The sequence below is a fragment of the Isoptericola sp. AK164 genome (genome assembly GCF_029643425.1).
GTDB classification, from domain to species: domain Bacteria; phylum Actinomycetota; class Actinomycetes; order Actinomycetales; family Cellulomonadaceae; genus Isoptericola; species Isoptericola haloaureus.
This window is the reverse complement of record NZ_CP119106.1, coordinates 1310333-1326312: the sequence shown is the minus strand read 5'-3', so window position 1 is coordinate 1326312 and position 15980 is coordinate 1310333. Positions and strand designations below refer to the sequence as shown.

General features: G+C 71.2%; 19 protein-coding genes. 11 read left to right on the top strand and 8 right to left on the bottom strand.

The window, feature by feature from the left end:
• The first annotated feature begins 173 nt into the window (after positions 1–173).
• The 3 genes from PO879_RS06070 to PO879_RS06060 are packed head-to-tail and all read left to right on the top strand — an operon-like array spanning position 174 to position 3230.
• Complete coding sequence (locus tag PO879_RS06070; protein WP_278237021.1) at positions 174–1208, top strand: putative F420-0 ABC transporter substrate-binding protein; 1035 nt, start codon at positions 174–176, stop codon at positions 1206–1208.
• 49 nt (positions 1209–1257) lie between these two features.
• Positions 1258–2277 carry a putative F420-0 ABC transporter permease subunit gene (locus PO879_RS06065; RefSeq protein ID WP_278237466.1) on the top strand — a complete coding sequence of 340 codons (1020 nt, stop codon included), beginning with the start codon at positions 1258–1260 and terminating at the stop codon, positions 2275–2277.
• The gene (locus PO879_RS06060; protein WP_278237020.1) at positions 2274–3230 is read left to right on the top strand and encodes an ATP-binding cassette domain-containing protein; all 957 of its coding nucleotides are present in this window, start codon (positions 2274–2276) and stop codon (positions 3228–3230) included. The genes PO879_RS06065 and PO879_RS06060 overlap by 4 nt, the downstream gene beginning before the upstream one ends.
• Before the next feature lie 14 nt (positions 3231–3244).
• Here PO879_RS06060 and PO879_RS06055 read toward each other — a convergent pair whose 3' ends face one another.
• Entirely contained in the window at positions 3245–3871 is a 627-nt protein-coding gene (locus PO879_RS06055; protein WP_278237019.1) for a hypothetical protein, read from the bottom strand.
• A gap of 78 nt (positions 3872–3949) precedes the next feature.
• A complete protein-coding gene (locus PO879_RS06050; protein WP_278237018.1) occupies positions 3950–4330 on the bottom strand; it encodes a DoxX family protein in 381 nt (126 codons plus the stop codon).
• 162 nt (positions 4331–4492) lie between these two features.
• On the opposite strand from PO879_RS06050, the gene PO879_RS06045 reads away from it, so the two are divergent.
• The 7 genes from PO879_RS06045 to PO879_RS06015 all read left to right on the top strand — a co-directional run bounded on the left by PO879_RS06045 (position 4493) and on the right by PO879_RS06015 (position 10054).
• Positions 4493–4930 (top strand): hypothetical protein, encoded by a 438-nt coding sequence (locus PO879_RS06045; RefSeq protein WP_278237017.1) that lies wholly within the window; start codon positions 4493–4495, stop codon positions 4928–4930.
• A 190-nt stretch (positions 4931–5120) separates the two neighbouring features.
• A complete protein-coding gene (locus PO879_RS06040) occupies positions 5121–5723 on the top strand; it encodes an HhH-GPD-type base excision DNA repair protein (RefSeq protein ID WP_278237016.1) in 603 nt (200 codons plus the stop codon).
• A 68-nt stretch (positions 5724–5791) separates the two neighbouring features.
• Positions 5792–6799, top strand: coding sequence for a glutathione S-transferase C-terminal domain-containing protein (locus PO879_RS06035; RefSeq protein ID WP_278237465.1), 1008 nt, complete (start codon positions 5792–5794; stop codon positions 6797–6799).
• 13 nt (positions 6800–6812) lie between these two features.
• The gene (locus tag PO879_RS06030) at positions 6813–7472 is read left to right on the top strand and encodes a DUF4126 domain-containing protein (protein WP_278237015.1); all 660 of its coding nucleotides are present in this window, start codon (positions 6813–6815) and stop codon (positions 7470–7472) included.
• A gap of 10 nt (positions 7473–7482) precedes the next feature.
• Positions 7483–8328, top strand: coding sequence for a hypothetical protein (locus PO879_RS06025; protein WP_278237014.1), 846 nt, complete (start codon positions 7483–7485; stop codon positions 8326–8328).
• A 212-nt stretch (positions 8329–8540) separates the two neighbouring features.
• Positions 8541–9179, top strand: coding sequence for a DUF6318 family protein (locus tag PO879_RS06020; RefSeq protein ID WP_278237013.1), 639 nt, complete (start codon positions 8541–8543; stop codon positions 9177–9179).
• A 140-nt stretch (positions 9180–9319) separates the two neighbouring features.
• A complete protein-coding gene (locus PO879_RS06015; RefSeq protein WP_278237012.1) occupies positions 9320–10054 on the top strand; it encodes a hypothetical protein in 735 nt (244 codons plus the stop codon).
• A gap of 6 nt (positions 10055–10060) precedes the next feature.
• On the opposite strand, the gene cutA is transcribed toward PO879_RS06015, so the two are convergent.
• The 3 genes from cutA to PO879_RS06000 are packed head-to-tail and all read right to left on the bottom strand — an operon-like array spanning position 10061 to position 12383.
• Complete coding sequence (gene cutA, locus PO879_RS06010; protein WP_278237011.1) at positions 10061–10378, bottom strand: divalent-cation tolerance protein CutA; 318 nt, start codon at positions 10376–10378, stop codon at positions 10061–10063.
• A 51-nt stretch (positions 10379–10429) separates the two neighbouring features.
• Positions 10430–11002, bottom strand: a complete 573-nt coding sequence (locus PO879_RS06005) for a hypothetical protein (protein ID WP_278237010.1) — start codon at positions 11000–11002, stop codon at positions 10430–10432.
• 10 nt (positions 11003–11012) lie between these two features.
• A complete protein-coding gene (locus PO879_RS06000; protein WP_278237009.1) occupies positions 11013–12383 on the bottom strand; it encodes an MFS transporter in 1371 nt (456 codons plus the stop codon).
• Positions 12384–12530: 147 nt separating this feature from the next.
• Here PO879_RS06000 and PO879_RS05995 point away from each other — a divergent pair, with 147 nt between their 5' ends.
• Positions 12531–12791: a helix-turn-helix domain-containing protein gene (locus tag PO879_RS05995; protein WP_278237008.1), complete on the top strand. Its 261-nt coding sequence runs from the start codon at positions 12531–12533 to the stop codon at positions 12789–12791.
• A 134-nt stretch (positions 12792–12925) separates the two neighbouring features.
• On the opposite strand, the gene PO879_RS05990 is transcribed toward PO879_RS05995, so the two are convergent.
• The 3 genes from PO879_RS05990 to PO879_RS05980 form a co-directional block, all read right to left on the bottom strand.
• Positions 12926–14647: a DUF2075 domain-containing protein gene (locus PO879_RS05990; protein ID WP_278237007.1), complete on the bottom strand. Its 1722-nt coding sequence runs from the start codon at positions 14645–14647 to the stop codon at positions 12926–12928.
• On the bottom strand, positions 14634–14954 hold the full coding sequence (locus PO879_RS05985; protein ID WP_278237006.1) for a nucleotide pyrophosphohydrolase: 321 nt from the start codon (positions 14952–14954) through the stop codon (positions 14634–14636). The genes PO879_RS05990 and PO879_RS05985 overlap by 14 nt, the downstream gene beginning before the upstream one ends.
• Positions 14955–15195: 241 nt before the next feature.
• Positions 15196–15906: a hypothetical protein gene (locus PO879_RS05980; RefSeq protein ID WP_278237005.1), complete on the bottom strand. Its 711-nt coding sequence runs from the start codon at positions 15904–15906 to the stop codon at positions 15196–15198.
• Positions 15907–15980 lie beyond the last annotated feature (74 nt).

The window sequence follows — 15980 nt, the reverse complement described above, 5'->3', positions numbered from 1 at the left end:
TGCCCACAACTCCGGGCCGGTCGGGGCGCGTACTAGGGTGGAAGACCTCGCGGACCACGGGCACCGGTGAATCGCCCGTCGGTGCGGCCCCACTCTCTGGGCCGCAGGTCCGGTCGGTGCGAGATGACGCACCTGCCATCGACGCCACCCCCTGCCTTCCGGGAGTCCCGCCCGTGCCCCGAGCGCGTATCGCTGCCCTGACCCTCGCAACCCTCGCCGTCGCCTCCCTCGCCGCCTGCTCGACCGGCTCGCCGCCGGCCGACGGTGCAGCGTCCGCGGGACCGTCCGAGTCCGCCGTGTCCGACGGCATCAGGACCGGGTACCCGCTGACCCTCGACAACTGCGGGACCGAGGTGACGTTCGACGCCGCGCCCGAGCGCGTCGTCACCGTCAAGTCCTCCACCGCCGAGACGCTGCTGGCGCTCGGCCTCGGCGACCGCATCGTCGGATCGGCCTTCCTCGACGGCCCCGTGCCGGACTGGCTGGCCGAGGACGCCGAGGGCACGGCCGTCGCCGATCCCTTCAGCGACGAGGTGCCCGGCACCGAGGCGGTCCTCGAGCTGGAGCCGGACCTGGTCTACGCGGGCTGGGAGTCGAACGTCGCGGCCGACGGCGCCGGCGACCGCGAGACCCTCGACTCGCTCGGGGTGCACAGCTACGTCGCCCCGGCCGCCTGCAAGGCGCCCGAGTACATGCCGAACCCGCTGACCTTCGAGGAGGTCTTCGCCGAGATCAGCGAGGTCGGCGCGATCTTCGACGCGAACGACGCCGCCGCCGCGCTCGTCGCGGAGCAGCAGGAGACTCTCGACGGGGTCACCCCGGACGACCGGGAGCTGAGCGCCCTGTGGTACTCCTCGGGCAGCGACATCCCCTACGTCGGGGCCGGCATCGGTGCCCCGCAGATGATCCTGGAGGCCGTCGGGCTGTCCAACGTCGCCGGCGACGTCGAGGACACCTGGACGTCGCTGTCCTGGGAGGAGATCGTCGACGCCGACCCGGACGTCATCGTCCTGGTGGACGCCGTGTGGAACTCGGCCGACGACAAGATCGCCCGCCTCGAGGACAACCCGGCCACCGCGGAGCTGACCGCGGTGCGCGAGGAGCGCTACCTCGTCGTGCCGTTCCCGGCCACCGAGGCGGGCGTGCGCAACGCCGACGCCGTCGCCGACCTCGCCGACCAGCTCGCGGAGCTCGAGATTGCCGACTGAGACCGCGGCACGCACGGCACCGGCCCCCGCGACGCTCTCGCGGGGCCGGCTGCTGGCGTGGCTCGGCGCGACGACGGCGGTGCTGCTGGCCAGCGTCGTCGTCACGGTCGCGATCGGCCCGGCCGGGCTGACGCCGTCGGACGTCGGGCAGGTCGTGGCGACGCGGCTCGGGCTGGGCGACCTGCTGGGGATCGCCGCGCCGGACCGGCTCGACGACGGCATCGTGTGGCAGCTGCGCCTCCCCCGGGTGCTCACCGCCGCGGCCGTGGGGGCGGGACTCGCGGTGTGCGGCGTCGTCATGCAGTCGCTGACCCGCAACCCGCTGGCCGACCCCTACCTGCTGGGCCTCAGTTCGGGGGCGTCGCTGGGCGCGGTCAGCGTGCTCGTGCTCGGCTGGCTCGCCGTGCTGCCGATCGCGGCGTTCGCCGGTGCGGCGGCCGCCCTGGTCGCGACCCTGGCGCTGGCCACGGCCGCCGGACGGGGCGCCGGCGGACTCTCCCCCGGGCGGACCGTGCTGGCCGGGCTCGCGGTGTCCCAGCTCGCGGCGGCGGCGACCAGCTTCGTCATCTTCTGGTCGGCCCAGGGCGACCAGTACCGCGAGATCCTGTCCTGGATGCTCGGGTCGGTGGCCGGGGCGGAGTGGTCCTCGGTGCTGATCGCCGGCGGCGCGGTGCTCGTGCTGGGCACGCTGCTCGCCTCGACCGGGTCGGTGCTGGACGCCTTCACCTTCGGCGACACGGCCGCCGCGACGCTCGGCGTGCCGGTGGCCCGGGTGCGCTGGGTGCTGCTGATCGGCGTCGCGCTGCTGACCGGCGCCCTGGTCTCGCAGTCCGGGGCCATCGGGTTCGTCGGCCTCATCCTGCCGCACGCGGTGCGGATGATCACCGGTGCCCGGCACCGCGCCCTGCTGCCGCTGTCCATGCTCTGCGGGGCGACGTTCCTCATCTGGGCCGACACCCTGGCCCGCACGGTCTTCGCCCCGCGCGAGCTGCCGGTCGGGATCGTGACGGCCGCGATCGGTGCGCCCGTGTTCGCGGTGCTGCTGTGGAAGGGACGGGCCCGCGCATGACGCAGACCTCGGAGCACCGCCCGGGCACCCGGACGCCGGTGGCCGACGCACCCTTGCAGGGCGCGGCGTCGTCCGGCACCGGACTGGCCGCCGACCGGGTGCGCTGGTCGGTGGGCGACCGACTGATCCTCGACGACGTCGACGTCACCGCTCCCCCGGGTGCCCTGACCGGCCTGCTCGGGCCGAACGGGACCGGCAAGTCGAGCCTGCTGCGCCTGATCGCCGGGGTGGAACGGCCCGACGGCGGCCGCGTCGCCCTGGTCCCGCGGCACGGCGGCGCCGACTCGGCCGGGGCCGGGAAATCCGCTGCAGCCGACGGTGCCGCCGGCGCCGACGGTCCTTCCGGCGTCGGTGAGCCGGAGGACCTGCTGACGATGCGGCGCCGTCGTCGGGCCCGAACGCTGGCCTTCGTGGAGCAGGACGCCGCGTCCGAGCTGCCGGTCACGGTGTTCGACGCCGTCCTGCTGGGCCGCACCCCGCACCGCTCGGTGCTGGCCGGCCCCACCGAGGACGACCACACGATCGCTCGGTCCGCGCTCGAGCGGGCCGGCGCGGGCGACCTGGCCACCCGCGAGATCTCGACGCTGTCCGGGGGCGAGCGCCAGCGGGTGCACATGGCCCGGGCGCTCGCGCAGCAGCCGCGTGTGCTGCTGCTGGACGAGCCGACCAACCACCTCGACGTGGCCGCCCAGCTCGCCACGATGCGGCTGGTCGGCGAGCTCGCGGCCGACGGCGTCACCGTGCTGGCCGCGCTGCACGACCTGTCCCTGGCTGCCGCGACGTGCGACCACGTCGTCGTGCTCGCCCCGGAGCCGGCCGGGCACGTCGTCGCGGCCGGACCCGTCGAAGAGGTCCTGGTGCCCGAGGTCATCGACCCGACCTACGGGGTGCGCACCACGGTGCTGCGCCATCCGCGCACCGGGCGGCCGGTGCTGACGTTCGACGAACGGTAGGCCGCCCGAGTCGATCACGGGGCCTCCGTGAGACCGTCGACCGTCCAGCCGCCGTCCTGGGCGGCGTAGAGCGAGGCGTACAGGTCGTAGGCCGATGCCGGCACACGCCGCAGGGCGTCGTCGGCGCCCCGGAGCACGCCGGCGTCCTGGTGCACGCGGGTGTGCAGCAGGAACGTCCGTGCGACGAACTCGGCGTCCAGCCCGTCGGTGTCGGCGACCTCCGCGACCGGGATCCGACGGACGAGCTCGACCCGAGCGTGCGCGCCCTCGAGCTCGAGGCCGGCAGCGTGGGTGTCCACGCCGATCCGGACGCGGGTGCGGCACGCGGAGCAGTCCGCCCCGACCATCGCCTCGGCCTCGGCCGCGTCCCCGGTGCGGTAGACCTCGCGTTCACGGTCGAGGTAGCGCTGCAACGCGGTGACGGCCTCCTCGACCGATGGTGGGATGCTCTCGACGCTCTCCACGACGTGGTCCGGCGCCGCGAAGTACTCGTGGGCGGCGTCAGCAGCATCGACGGGGGTCGCGGCGGCGGGCGTGTCGACGCCGGGCGGTGCGTGACCGCCGTCGGCCGCCGGGGACCCGCACCCGGCGACGAGCAGGACGAGCAGGGCCGGCCACAGGGTGCGCCATCGGAAGTTCATGCCTGCGGACGTTAGGGACGGTCCGGGTCCGTCCGCTCAGAGTATCCACAGCCTGTGGACAGACGGGGCCGGGAGCGCTCACCCGGCGCTGCGGGCCACCCGCCAGGCCCACGCGACCAGCGGGACCTGCAGCGGCAGCCGACCCCAGGCGACCGACGGCCTGCGCGACCAGTGCCGCGCGCCCGGGTGGGAGTCGAGCGCCATCTTCACGTTGCCGGGGAACACCCCGACGAACAGCGCCGCGGAGGCGTACCCGCCGACTCGGCGCGTGGCCGGGACCGCGACCGCGGCGGCACAGGCGAGCTCGGCCACGCCGCTGCCGTAGACCCAGGCGCGCGGGGAACCGAGAGCCTTCGGGATGAGCCCCTCGAACACGCGGGGCCGGAGGAAGTGCAGGGTGCCGGTGACGGTGAGCGCGGCGACGAGGGAGCCGGCCAGGACGTTCGGGTGTCGAGCCATTCCGCGAGGCTATCGGGGTAGAGATCCTCACGGTGAACAGGAGACGCCCGCCCACGTCGGGCCCACTCGAACCGACGGCAAAGCCGGCGCTGAAGGCCTCTACGCACCCACCAGCGTGCTCCGAACGGCAGCACAGCCCCACGTGCAGATCGATAGGCTGCGATGGTGCAACCACTCGCGACGACAACCATCACGCGATCGTTCCAGTGGGGTATCGCGATCATCCTCGCCGCCGACGGCGAGATCCCGGACGTCGTGCCGGATGCTGCCGTATCGACCGGTGACTCCGGGCTTGTGGTCTCGGTGCGCCACGAAGCGGACATTCCCTCGTTCGAGGGCGACTTCGCCTGGGCCGAAGTCCAGATCACCGTGCGTTGGCTCGACGAGACGCCCGACCTCCAGAATCGCCGAGCCGTCTTCGACGGGACGCTGAACACCACCGCCGGCCGGCTGTCGATCGGCGATGCGGACGACAACGTCAAGATGTCCACGCACGTTGGCCGAACTCGAGTGGTGGTCTCAGTCGACCAGGACTGGCCACGGGACGATCACCACTACGAATCCCTCCTGGTCGATCTCGCGCCCGTGGACCAGACATGACCGGTCGGAGAGATCCCGAGCCACGGACGATGGGCCACTCGTCAACCTCGACGGCGGTCCGGAGCATGGCGTCAGACAGATCACACGACTCTGCATCGGAGGCGACGTCGGCTGATGGTGGGATACGAGGAAGCCTAACTCCCGATCGGCGTGCCGCGTCACGCCCTGACAGCACCCGAGGACAGGACACATGACCGCACAGCTCTGGATCACCGGTGACGACGCCACGGACCGGTTGCTCGCCGAGGACCCGTTCGCCCTGCTGATCGGGATGCTGCTGGACCAGCAGTACCCGATGGAGCACGCGTTCGCGGGGCCGCGCAAGATCGCCGACCGGTTCGGCACGCTCGACCCGGCCGCGATCGCCGACGCCGACCCCGACGCGTTCGTCGAGATGGCGACCACTCCCCCGGCGATCCACCGCTACGGCCGCTCCATGGCCGGGCGGGTGCAGGCCGTGGCACGCGCCGTCGTCGACGACTACGACGGGGACGTGACCCGGATCTGGACCGACCCGGGGGCCTCCGGCGAGGCCCCGACCGGTGCCGAGGTGATGAAGCGGCTGAACGCTCTGCCCGGGTTCGGCGCGCAGAAGGCGCAGATCTTCCTGGCGCTGCTGGGTAAGCAGCGCGGCGTCGAGCCGGACGGATGGCGCGAGGCCGCCGGGCACTACGGCGACGACGGGTCGCGCCGCTCGATCGCGGACGTGACCAGCGCGGAGACCCTGCAGGAGGTCCGCGAGTTCAAGAAGGCCCAGAAGGCCGCAGCCAAGACAGCGAAGGCGACCAAGTGAGCGAGCAGCAGACGAGCCCCGGCACGACGGCGGAGCGCCCCGAGCACGCCCAGGGCGGCACCTACACGGTGCCCGGCCAGGAGTACGTGCGCGACCAGAACTACCTCTCGACCCGCATCACCCGCGACGGGGCCGACGGCTACCCGGTCGAGCCGGGCCGGTACCGGCTCGTGGCTGCCCGCGCCTGCCCGTGGGCGAACCGTTCGATCATCGTGCGGCGGCTGCTGGGCCTCGAGGACGTGCTCAGCATCGGGATGCCCGGCCCGACCCACGACGAGCGCAGCTGGACGTTCGACCTCGACCCGGACGGCCGGGACCCGGTGCTCGGCATCGAGCGCCTGCAGGAGGCGTTCTTCGCCCGGGACCCGCAGTACCCGCGCGGCATCACGGTGCCGGCGATCGTGGACACGCGTGACGGCGCCGTCGTGACGAACGACTTCGACCTGATCACGCGCGACCTGTCGGGCGAGTGGACCGAGCACCACCGGGCGGGCGCGCCGGCCCTGTGGCCCACCGATCCCGACGAGGCCGCCGAGATGGAGTCCGTCATGCGGCGCGTCTTCACCGAGGTCAACAACGGCGTCTACCGGTGCGGTTTCGCGGGCTCCCAGGACGCCTACGAGGCGGCCTACCTGCGGCTCTGGACCGCGATGGACTGGCTGGAGGACCGGCTCAGCACGCGCCGCTTCCTCATGGGCGACCGGGTCACCGAGGCCGACGTGCGGCTGTTCACGACCCTGGTGCGGTTCGACGCCGTCTACCACGGGCACTTCAAGTGCAACCGGAACAAGCTGACCGAGATGCCGGTGCTGTGGGCGTACGCCCGCGACCTGTTCCAGCTGCCCGGGTTCGGCGACACCGTCGACTTCGAGCAGATCAAGGAGCACTACTACGTGGTGCACACCGACATCAATCCCACCCAGATCATCCCGTGCGGGCCCGACACCTCCGGCTGGCTGACGCCGCACGGCCGCGAGTCGTTCGGCGGCGACCCGTGGGGTGGCGGCACCGCGCCGGGTCCGGTGCGCGACGGCGAGCAGGTCACCGCGGGGCACAACCCGCTCGTGGAGCTCTGACGCGGGGGCGCTGATGCTGGAGCTCGTCACCGGGACCGGCCTCGCGCTCGCCGCCGGGCTGAACGCGTGGATCCCGCTGCTGGCACTGGGTCTGCTCGCCCGGTACACGGACCTGCTGACCCTGCCGAGCGGTTGGTCGTGGCTCGAGAACGGCTGGGTGCTGGTGGTGCTCGCCGTGCTGCTCGCGCTCGAGGTGGTCGGCGACAAGGTGCCGGTGCTCGACTCGGCGAGCGATCTCGTCCAGACGGTGGTGCGGCCCGGTGCGGGCGGGATCGCCTTCGGCGCCGGGGCGACGTCGTCGACCACCCGGGTGGAGGACCCGGGCGCGTTCGTGGACTCCGGCGCCTGGGTCCCGGTGGTGCTCGGCGTCGTGCTGGCGCTCGCCGTGCACCTGACCAAGGCGGCGCTGCGCGCCGGCGCCAACGCCGCCACGGGCGGGCTGGCCGCCCCGGTGCTGTCCACGGCGGAGGACGGCGCGTCGGTGGGGCTGTCGTTGGCGGCGATCCTCGTGCCGCTGCTGGTGGTCCCCCTCGTCGTCGTGCTCGGGGTCCTGACCTGGCGGATGCTGCGGGCACGTGGACGACGGCGGGACGCGGCCCGGGGTGTCGAGCCTCACGCGGGCGGGCCGCCCGCGCCTCCGCCGGTGCCGCCGTCGGGCACCCGTGGCGGTTAGGCTCGTCGGCATGGACGCTCTGCTCCCCCTCGGTACTGCCCCGCGCCCGGACTCGGACCAGGACCTGGCCGCCCGGCTGCGTGCCGCGCTCGTCGGTCTGGCCGGTGACCGCGTGCAGGGCCTGGACGCCGCGAAGATCCTGCCGGTGCTCGACGGCGCCGACGTGGCCTCGCTCGACCTCGACCTGACCGACGTGGTGGTCGGCATGCCGACCGGTGCGCAGGACAAGCCGGCGCCGTGGCGTCCGGAGGTCACCGGGCGGGAGGCCGCGGCGCTGCGCACGCTGCGGATCGACGCGCACCCGATGGTCGCCGTCGACCTGCCGGTCGACCTGACCGCCGAGATCACCGGGCTGCAGTTCTCCTGGGTGACCGCGGCCGACGAGACCGTGGGCGTGGAGTTCGTCGAGCCGACCGACGACTCGCCCGTCTCCGGGCACGCGCGCGTGGCGGTGTCCCGCGACGGGCTGGCCGGCACCGTGCAGGGCCTGCTCGCCGTGGCGCTGTCCGGCAACGGCATCGCGCTCAACGACTTCGACCTGCAGGTCGAGCAGGCGGGGCCGCGCGAGGCGTCGCTGCGGATCGAGGCGGGCATCAAGAAGTCGTTCCTGTCCGCGACCGTCACGGCGACGGCGTCGGCCTCGATCGACGACGCCATGGTGCTCACGATCGGCGACGTCGAGCTGTCCAGCGGCAACCCGATCGTCGGGGCGATGCTCGGTGCAATCCGGGGCCGTCTCGAGGCCGCTGCCGGCCGGAAGATCGACCTGTCGACGTCGCTGCCGCCCGGCGTGCAGCTGGCCGACGTGCAGATCGACGTGGGCGAGGACATCGTCCTCACCGCCCAGCTCGCCTGAGCTCTGTTCCCTCACCTTCCATGCCCCCCACCGACCCGCCCACCGCCGAGGTAGGCAACTCCGGGCCGAGGTAGGCAACTTCTTTGCGGGGTAGGCAACTTCCGCGCGAGGTAGCACGCGGTTGTCCACAGGGTGGGACGGGAGGTTTCGTCCGGTGTGTCCGGGTCGCTAGGGTCGGGAGTCGTTCCTGCCACTGATGCCCTGGAGACGCAATGGCGCGCACACCCCGGCACCTCCTGCAGCTCCGACCGCTCGCTGCGGCCCTCCTTGGTGCCGCGCTGCTGTCGGGCTGCACCGGCGACGATCCTGCAGCGCCCAACGCCGTGGCTAGCGAGACGCAGGTATCGGCGCCAGTGCCGGAGTCGCCGTCGGCGGAACCGAGCCCGTCCCCGTCGCCATCGGAGACGGGTCCGGCGAAGCCGGAGCGCCCGGCCGCGATGGACCACAAAGATGCCGACGGCGCTGCCGCGGCAGTGAAGTACATCCTCGGGCTCGAGCAACAGATGATGATGACCGGCGACACCGAGGAGTGGGAAGCGCACTCTCACCGATCATGTGGCTTCTGTGCGTCACGCCTAGAACAGGCGCGGACCATCGCGGAACGGGGCGACATCTACACCGGCGGCGAAGTCAAGGCAACGATCGAGACGATCTACGAGCGCGACGCAATTACCGGGGTATGGCCGCTCGACATCGCCATTCGGGAGGACTCCACACGGATCACCGACAGTTCGGGTGAAGTGCTCTACGAGTCCGAGCGGAGGATAGCGAAGCACCGCGCCGAGATCGGTATCAGAGACGGCGAATGGGTGCTCGTTGGGATCGGTCAGATCCCTGAGGCTTCGTCATGACTCGAGCAAAAGCCGTTCGCACACTGGTCGCGGCCTTGGTTGCTGGTCCGATCTATCTGAGCCCTGCGCTCGCTGCCGCCTCGGATGAACGCCCTTACCCGGACTATCAGGGCGCCATCGATGACGGGAACGACGAGATCGTGGCGACCGCGACACTCAGGGAGCAGGACGACCTCCTCAACGGCACGAGCAACGACTCCGCCTCCGACACCCGCTACTTCCGCGCCACCGTGCACTACTGCCTGCTCAGCGATCTGGAGAACACTGTTCTGCGCCTCGCCTGCGCGGAGGGCACGGAGACGATCGCGACCGGCATCGACTGCCCCGACGACGCCTACGAGCTGCCCGGCCTGTTCGCCGTTGCGGTCGGAGGCAACGGGTCCGAGTCGGCCCCGACGCTCGTCAGCCAGGGAACCTGCGTCACGCCGGCCGACCTGCGGGCCGAGGCGGAGCACGCCTTCCGGACCATGCCCGTGCAACCGGCCGAGATCGAGCTGGAGGTCGACCGGGACTGGGCCATCGTCAACTTCGGCATCCATCCCCGCACCACCGACGCCGACCAGGTCATGGACACCACCCTCTTGGGCGTCCCGGTCCAGATCCGGGCACTCCCCGCCGAGTTCACCTGGGACGCCGGTGACGAGACCGAACCTCTCACTACCGAGCATCCTGGCGGTCGCTGGGACAGCGCCGACGCCGTCCATCTCCCCTACCCGGCTCCGGGGACCTTCACCGCGAGCCTCACCACCACCTGGCACGGCCAGTTCCGCATCACCGGCACACCGACCTGGACCGACATCGACGGCGAGCTCACCACGACCGACTCGACCCAGCCCCTCGAGGTGCACGACGCCGAGGTCCGACTGACCGGCTGATCTGCGTCAGCCGACCTCGGAACGCACCCACGCCAGGTAGTCGGGGTTCCCGTCGGTCACGGGCGTGGCGAGCACCTCGGGGACGTCGTACGGATGCTGCTCGACCAGCCAGGTCCGCAGCTCGCCGACCCGAGTCGCCGTCGTCTTGAGGGTCAGTCGCCACTCGATGGACGTCTCCACCGCACCGTCCCACCAGTACGCGCTGATGACGGGTCCGTCGACCTGGCCGCAGGCGACCAGGCGGCGTCCGACGGCGTCCTGCATGAGCCGCAGCGCGGCCTCTTCGGAGACGGTCGTGGTGACGACCTGCACGGCATCGTCCATGCACCCGACGCTAACCGGTGTGCTCGGCTCCGTCAGGTCGGCTCGGGACGATCAGTGCGGAGGGTCGGCACTCTCGGGCGCCTCGACGTCGGCGCTCGACCGCGTGTCGTCGGCACTTCCGGCGGAGCGTGCGCGGACGGCCTCGAGCCAGGTCACCAGCTCGTCGTGGTGGTCGAACGGACCGGCGACCTCCACGCAGGCCTTGCCGCACGTGTCGTCGTCGTTGCGCAGCAGCCGGCGTGTGACACCGTGCTGGGAGCCGAGCCGCGCCGCCGCCTCGTCGGTGATCTGCAGCAGAACGAAGCGGTTGGCCCCGGTGGACCGCTCGTGGACCGCGACGACGTCGTCCCACGGCAGCTCAAGACGTCGATAGCGGACGCCGTCCCGCGTGACCACCAGCCGGACGGGCCGGACGACCCGCCACAGCAGGACGCCGACGCCGACGGCGAAGACCACGACGACGGCGACGGACAGCGGCCGGACCTCGTCGCTCACCATGGCGACCCCGAGGGCGAGGAAGACGGCCGCCGCGGCGAGCGGCCAGAGCATCCGCGCGCGGGACGCGGTGATCTGCGCTCGCCCGTCCCGGGTGAGGTCCGCGTCCCAGCGTTCAGCAGGTGCCATTCGATCCAGTTTAACGGTCGGCCAGCCTCCAGTTCGCGACGGCGGCCGCCAGGACGACACCTCCGGCGACGGCCGGCGTCGCCAGGGCGGCCCCCGTGCCGACCGTGTCGGCGAGCGCGCCGGTGGCCGCCGAGGCCGCCGACTGCCCGAGGATCACCGACGAACCGAGCATGGCCATCAGGGTGGTGCCGCGGCCGCGCGGGCTGCGCTCGGAGCCGAGCGAGTAGATCGTCACGAGGCTCGGGCCGATACCGAGACCGGCGACGAGGAGCCCGACGATCAGCACGCCGGTCGAGTCCGACGTGGCGACCACGACGGCGCCGGCGAGCTGCAGGACGGCAGCCGTCAGCCAGCGGGCGCGGAGGCTGAACCGCGCCGGGAACGCGGAGACCGCGAGCGCCGAGACGACCGACCCGATCCCCATGAACCCGTACAGCAGCCCAGCCCGCTCGGAGTGCCCGGCATCCCCGGTCACGGCCGACATCGCGGTCAGCGTCGCGCCGAAGAACAGTCCGATGCCGACGAAACCGGCCACCAACACCAGGACGCGTCGGTGCCACAGCTCCTGGACCGGCGCCTGGGAGCCGGTGCTGTGCGCGGCGGGGGCCGTCGCACCCGTGGCGGGTGCCGCCGTCGTGCGCGACGTGGCGTGCAGAGCGAAGGCCCCGACGGCCACGGCGGTCAGCCCGGCTGCCGCGATCATCGGCGCGGTGGGGCCGAAGGCCGCCGCCAGCACGCCGACGACGAACGGTCCGACGACGAAGACGATCTCGTCGGCCGCGGACTCGTACGACATGGTGCGGCTCAGGGTGCGCTGCTGCCGTGCCACGGGAAGGCGCGTGCGGATGATCGCCACGAGGCGGCTGCGCGACATCGGCGGCACCTGCGGGGCACTGGCGCCGATGGCGAACGCGATCGCGAGGACGGCGGCGTCCGACGCCGTGGAGTACACGGCGGCCGTCAGGCCAAGGAGCAGCAGGCTGTGCACAGCGGCAGTCGCGAGCAGGACGCGACGCTGGCCCGCGCGGTCGGCCCAGGCCCCGACGAGCGGCCCGATCGCCGCCCCTCCGAGGCCGACCACGCCCGACGTCGCGCCGCCCAGGGTGAGCGAGTCGCGGCCGGCGACCACCAGGGTCAGGACGCCGACGACCATCATCGCGAACGGCAGGCGCGCGACGAACGCCAGCGGGAAGTAGGTGCGGCCCACGGCCTGCAGCACGGTCGTGCTGCGGTGCGTGTCCGGCGTGGACTCGGGCCCGGTGACCTGCGTCGTCGCGGTCAGGGTCTGGGTCGTACTCAAATCTAGGGTCTCCTCCAGCGCGGCGATGCCGCACGATCGTCGTGCCGCCGTGGGCGCGAGGAGCACCTGGTAGATACACAAGCCTGTTTCGTTCTCGGTCGGGACGCCTGGGGTGCCGACCACGGGCCACGTTACATGCTGGCAACACTTCGTGCCGTGATCTGGGTCGCGTCGGTGGTAACGGGCCGGCGAACGGTCCGGATGTCGCGGTACGGCGACATCGACGCAGTGTCGCCGTACGTTGACTCTGTAGAGCCGAACCTGCTCAACGCCCGCTCGCTCCCCCGGCTGGGCGCAGCGGTCCGACGCCTGCGCCTCGACCGCGGGATGACCCAGGCCGAGCTCGCCCGACGTGCCGAGGTGTCCCGACAGTGGCTGGTCGGCCTGGAGGGTGGCGAGACGCCCGGCCTCGAGGTCGGGCGTCTGATGCGCGTCCTCGACGCGCTCGACGCCAGCCTGACGATCCGCGACGGTCACGGGGACGTCTGACATGGCGCGCACGAACCATCTGGCCGTGCTGCTCGAGGGCCGCCACGTCGCCGAGCTGAACCGGACCCGCTCCGGAGTCCTGCAGCTGACGTACAGGCCGTTTCCGCAGCAGCGAGACTCCCCGGGGCCAGTACCTAGGCGGGCACCGAGAAGTACGGCCGCAGATACTCGCGCAGTTCAGGATCACACACGTAGACGTAGGTGCCGATAATCCCGCGGGTCATCAGCACGGCGTAGATGTTGAGGATGAAGGATCGCAGATCCTCATCGGTGTAGACGATGCCGAGCCGGGGATTGTTCTCCTTACCCTTCTTGTCATGATAATTTGCACGATCGATCACCAGACGGCGCTGACGTCGGTCGTAGCGGAGATCGGGGCCGACGATGACACCGGCATAGTTGAGGTCATATCCCTGCACAGTGTGGATCGACCCCACCTCCTGCGGCGAGGTCGCCGAGTTGATCCAGTCCGTCGGGGCCTGGTTCCACCGCAGCCTCTCGCCGTCGAGCTCGATGTCGTAGGCGGTCGGATCCTTCTTGGTCACCCACGGCCAGGCGTACCCCGCGACCAGCCGACCTAGACCGACCTCCTGGTTGCGCCGGGCGATCTCCGCTCGCATCTCACCGAGGTCGTCGAAGAACCGCAGGTCGTAGGGCGAGAAGTTCTCCGCCTCGTCTGGGGCCGCGTCCCCGAGGACGCGCCGCACGTAGCGGACGTAGTCGCTCCCCGCGCGGACGCGCATCTGCGACATGAGTCGATAGATGCGTCCCCCACGCTGCGCCTCATCCACCAAACCCCGCTGGAGCTCCCGGGGGATGTCTGCGGGTTTGACGCTCTGGAGACTGTCGAGCAGGAAGATGGTGTGCTTGCTCTGTCGCCTGATCCAGTCGAGCTGGGTCCACCGTGAGTCGTCGTTGCCGAAGAGGCGCAGGTTGATCTCGGTGTACTTCGAGTTGAGAGAAGCCGAGGGCTGATTGGCTCGCTGACCCAGTCGGTGCGCCTCGTCAACGACGAGAAGATCGAAGCGCTCCTGGGCAGCCCCGACATCGAAGGGTCCGATGACCTCGACGCCCTTCATCCGGGGCGTCTTGCGGAAGACCTTCTGGATCGTCTTTCGGAGCGACTGCTGCGGGATCACGAAGCCGATACGCTTTCCTTCGAGCATCTCTCGGTGCCCCTTGGCGAAGAAGTCGGAGAACATCGTGTCCGTCTCCGCGTTCTCCTCCACACCGAGCGTCGCAATGTCCCGCAGCAGCTTGAGCAGGAAGACTGCCACGATGGTCTTTCCGGTTCCAGGCTCCCCCTCGATGACAGCCGTGGTGTCGACGTCCTGCTCCAGATCGACGAACAGCCCTTCCAGGACGTCCTCGATCACGATGGCCTGTTCCTGGGTCAACGCCTTGAAGGGTGAGTACTTGAACAGGTCGCTGTTCTCGATCTCCGGGATCGACCGTTCGAAGAGACCGAGCGAGCGCAACTCTTCGAAGACCGCCTTGAAGGTGTCCTTGTAGTCCTCTCGCAAGAAGTAGTCGGCGTCGATCACGCCGTCGTTGCGGTTGAGGACCTCAAGCTTGGCGTCGCCGGAGAAGTACCGAATCAGGTGCGACTCGAGATCGAGGCACACCGACTTGTTGAACGTGTCGTCCAGCACGATGCGCACCTGCTCCAGGTGGCTCTTCGTCTCTGCGTGCTGCCTCATCCGGTTGGCCACGTTGCCCGTCTCGCCCACGTAGACCTGTCGACCGTCGTCCAGCACGTACACGACGGGCCAGTTCGTGTACCGATCCCCCGCCTGGCGAAGCTCCTCGTGGGTCGTCGACGAGAAGGCACGACTCGAGATCTCAAAGCTGGTCATACTTGGCACTGCTCCCTCGCGCCTTGTCGACCGGGTACTTCTCCCGCGTCATCTCCAGCTTCTCCAGGACGATACGGTCCGCGTCGAGGTCGAGGCGCTCGGCGAGATGTAGGCAGTAGGACAGCACATCAGCCAGCTCGTGGCGGACAGCCTCCGGATCGGGTTCCGCACCCCACTGAAAGCACTCGAGCAGCTCGCCGGCCTCGATGGCGATGCTCTTCGCCAGGTTCTCAGGGGTGTGGAACTGGGCCCAGTCCCGTTCGGCGACGAAGTCCCGTAGCGCGCCTCTCACCTGCTCATCCACCATGACTGCACCCTAGCTCGCACCCCCGCTACGCCCCCGTCAAGTGCCCTGGGGCCTGCGATGGTGCGGCGTTCCGTGGCCCAGCGGAGGAGCCGATGACCACCATTCAATCCCAGCCCCACCGTCGCGCCAGCCCCCGTAATCGATGATGCCTGGTCCCGTCGCCTTGGAGACCTTCTCCACGGCCACGAGTACGCCCGTCCAAGGACCTTCGCTCACGTCCACATGGCGAGGTCTCTCGACGTCAGAGCACCCGGCCGTACTCCGAGTACGCGTACTCGATCTCGTCGCTGCGCACCGAGCGGCCGAGCTCGACCGTGGCCAGCCACGCCTGGTCCGCGGCGATGTCGAGCCAGCGCGCGTACAGGTCGGCGGACCACGGACCGCCATCGGGCACCGACAGGCCGTGCAGGTCGTTCAGCGCGCGGACGACGAACCGGTCCATGATCAGCGCGTCACCGCCGCGCACACCGCCGCGGGTCCCGAAGTCCGCGACGTACAGGTACGTGGTGAACGACGCCGGACCGAGGTGCTTCACGCTCGCCGCTCCCCCGCGCTGCATCGCGCGGTAGGCGTCGACCGCTCCCCGCGCCGTGCCGAGGTGCTTGGCGGCCAGCCGGAGCCGTGACAGGAGCTCGCTCGGCTCCGTCTCGACGAGGGCGCGTGCGCTGCGGCTCGCCAGGAGCGGCCGGTCCCCCGCGCTCCACGCGCACGACGCGAGCAGCGCCTGCGACTCCCCGTCGTCCGCCCCGTCGGCGGCGGCGAGCATCCGGCCGCGCGAGAGCCGGCGGCGCTCCGGGTCGGCCGGGTCCGCCGGGAGCTCCTCGAGCCACGACGACGCCGGCACCCGCGGGGTCCACCACCGCGGGCGGAACCGGACGTCCTGTCCCAGCAAGACCTCCTGCCCCGGCAGTCGGTCCAGCAGCGACTGGCCCCCGGCCAGGCTCGTTCCCATCGGTGATCGGGCTCCTTCGGTGCGGACGGCGCGCCCCGCCGGACGCGCGGGCACGAGCAGAATCCTGGCGGACC

Bases quoted from the DNA above. Each gene is read 5' to 3' on its own strand.
- PO879_RS05980 (WP_278237005.1), bottom strand. From the start codon at position 15,906: ATGGGAACGAGCCTGGCCGGGGGCCAGTCGCTGCTGGACCGACTGCCG.
- PO879_RS06030 (WP_278237015.1), top strand. From the start codon at position 6,813: ATGCTGGAGCTCGTCACCGGGACCGGCCTCGCGCTCGCCGCCGGGCTG.
- PO879_RS05990 (WP_278237007.1), bottom strand. From the start codon at position 14,647: ATGACCAGCTTTGAGATCTCGAGTCGTGCCTTCTCGTCGACGACCCAC.
- PO879_RS06020 (WP_278237013.1), top strand. From the start codon at position 8,541: ATGGCGCGCACACCCCGGCACCTCCTGCAGCTCCGACCGCTCGCTGCG.
- PO879_RS06040 (WP_278237016.1), top strand. From the start codon at position 5,121: ATGACCGCACAGCTCTGGATCACCGGTGACGACGCCACGGACCGGTTG.
- PO879_RS06050 (WP_278237018.1), bottom strand. From the start codon at position 4,330: ATGGCTCGACACCCGAACGTCCTGGCCGGCTCCCTCGTCGCCGCGCTC.
- PO879_RS06045 (WP_278237017.1), top strand. From the start codon at position 4,493: ATGGTGCAACCACTCGCGACGACAACCATCACGCGATCGTTCCAGTGG.
- PO879_RS06025 (WP_278237014.1), top strand. From the start codon at position 7,483: ATGGACGCTCTGCTCCCCCTCGGTACTGCCCCGCGCCCGGACTCGGAC.
- PO879_RS05985 (WP_278237006.1), bottom strand. From the start codon at position 14,954: ATGGTGGATGAGCAGGTGAGAGGCGCGCTACGGGACTTCGTCGCCGAA.
- PO879_RS06005 (WP_278237010.1), bottom strand. From the start codon at position 11,002: ATGGCACCTGCTGAACGCTGGGACGCGGACCTCACCCGGGACGGGCGA.
- PO879_RS06060 (WP_278237020.1), top strand. From the start codon at position 2,274: ATGACGCAGACCTCGGAGCACCGCCCGGGCACCCGGACGCCGGTGGCC.
- PO879_RS06055 (WP_278237019.1), bottom strand. From the start codon at position 3,871: ATGAACTTCCGATGGCGCACCCTGTGGCCGGCCCTGCTCGTCCTGCTC.
- cutA (WP_278237011.1), bottom strand. From the start codon at position 10,378: ATGGACGATGCCGTGCAGGTCGTCACCACGACCGTCTCCGAAGAGGCC.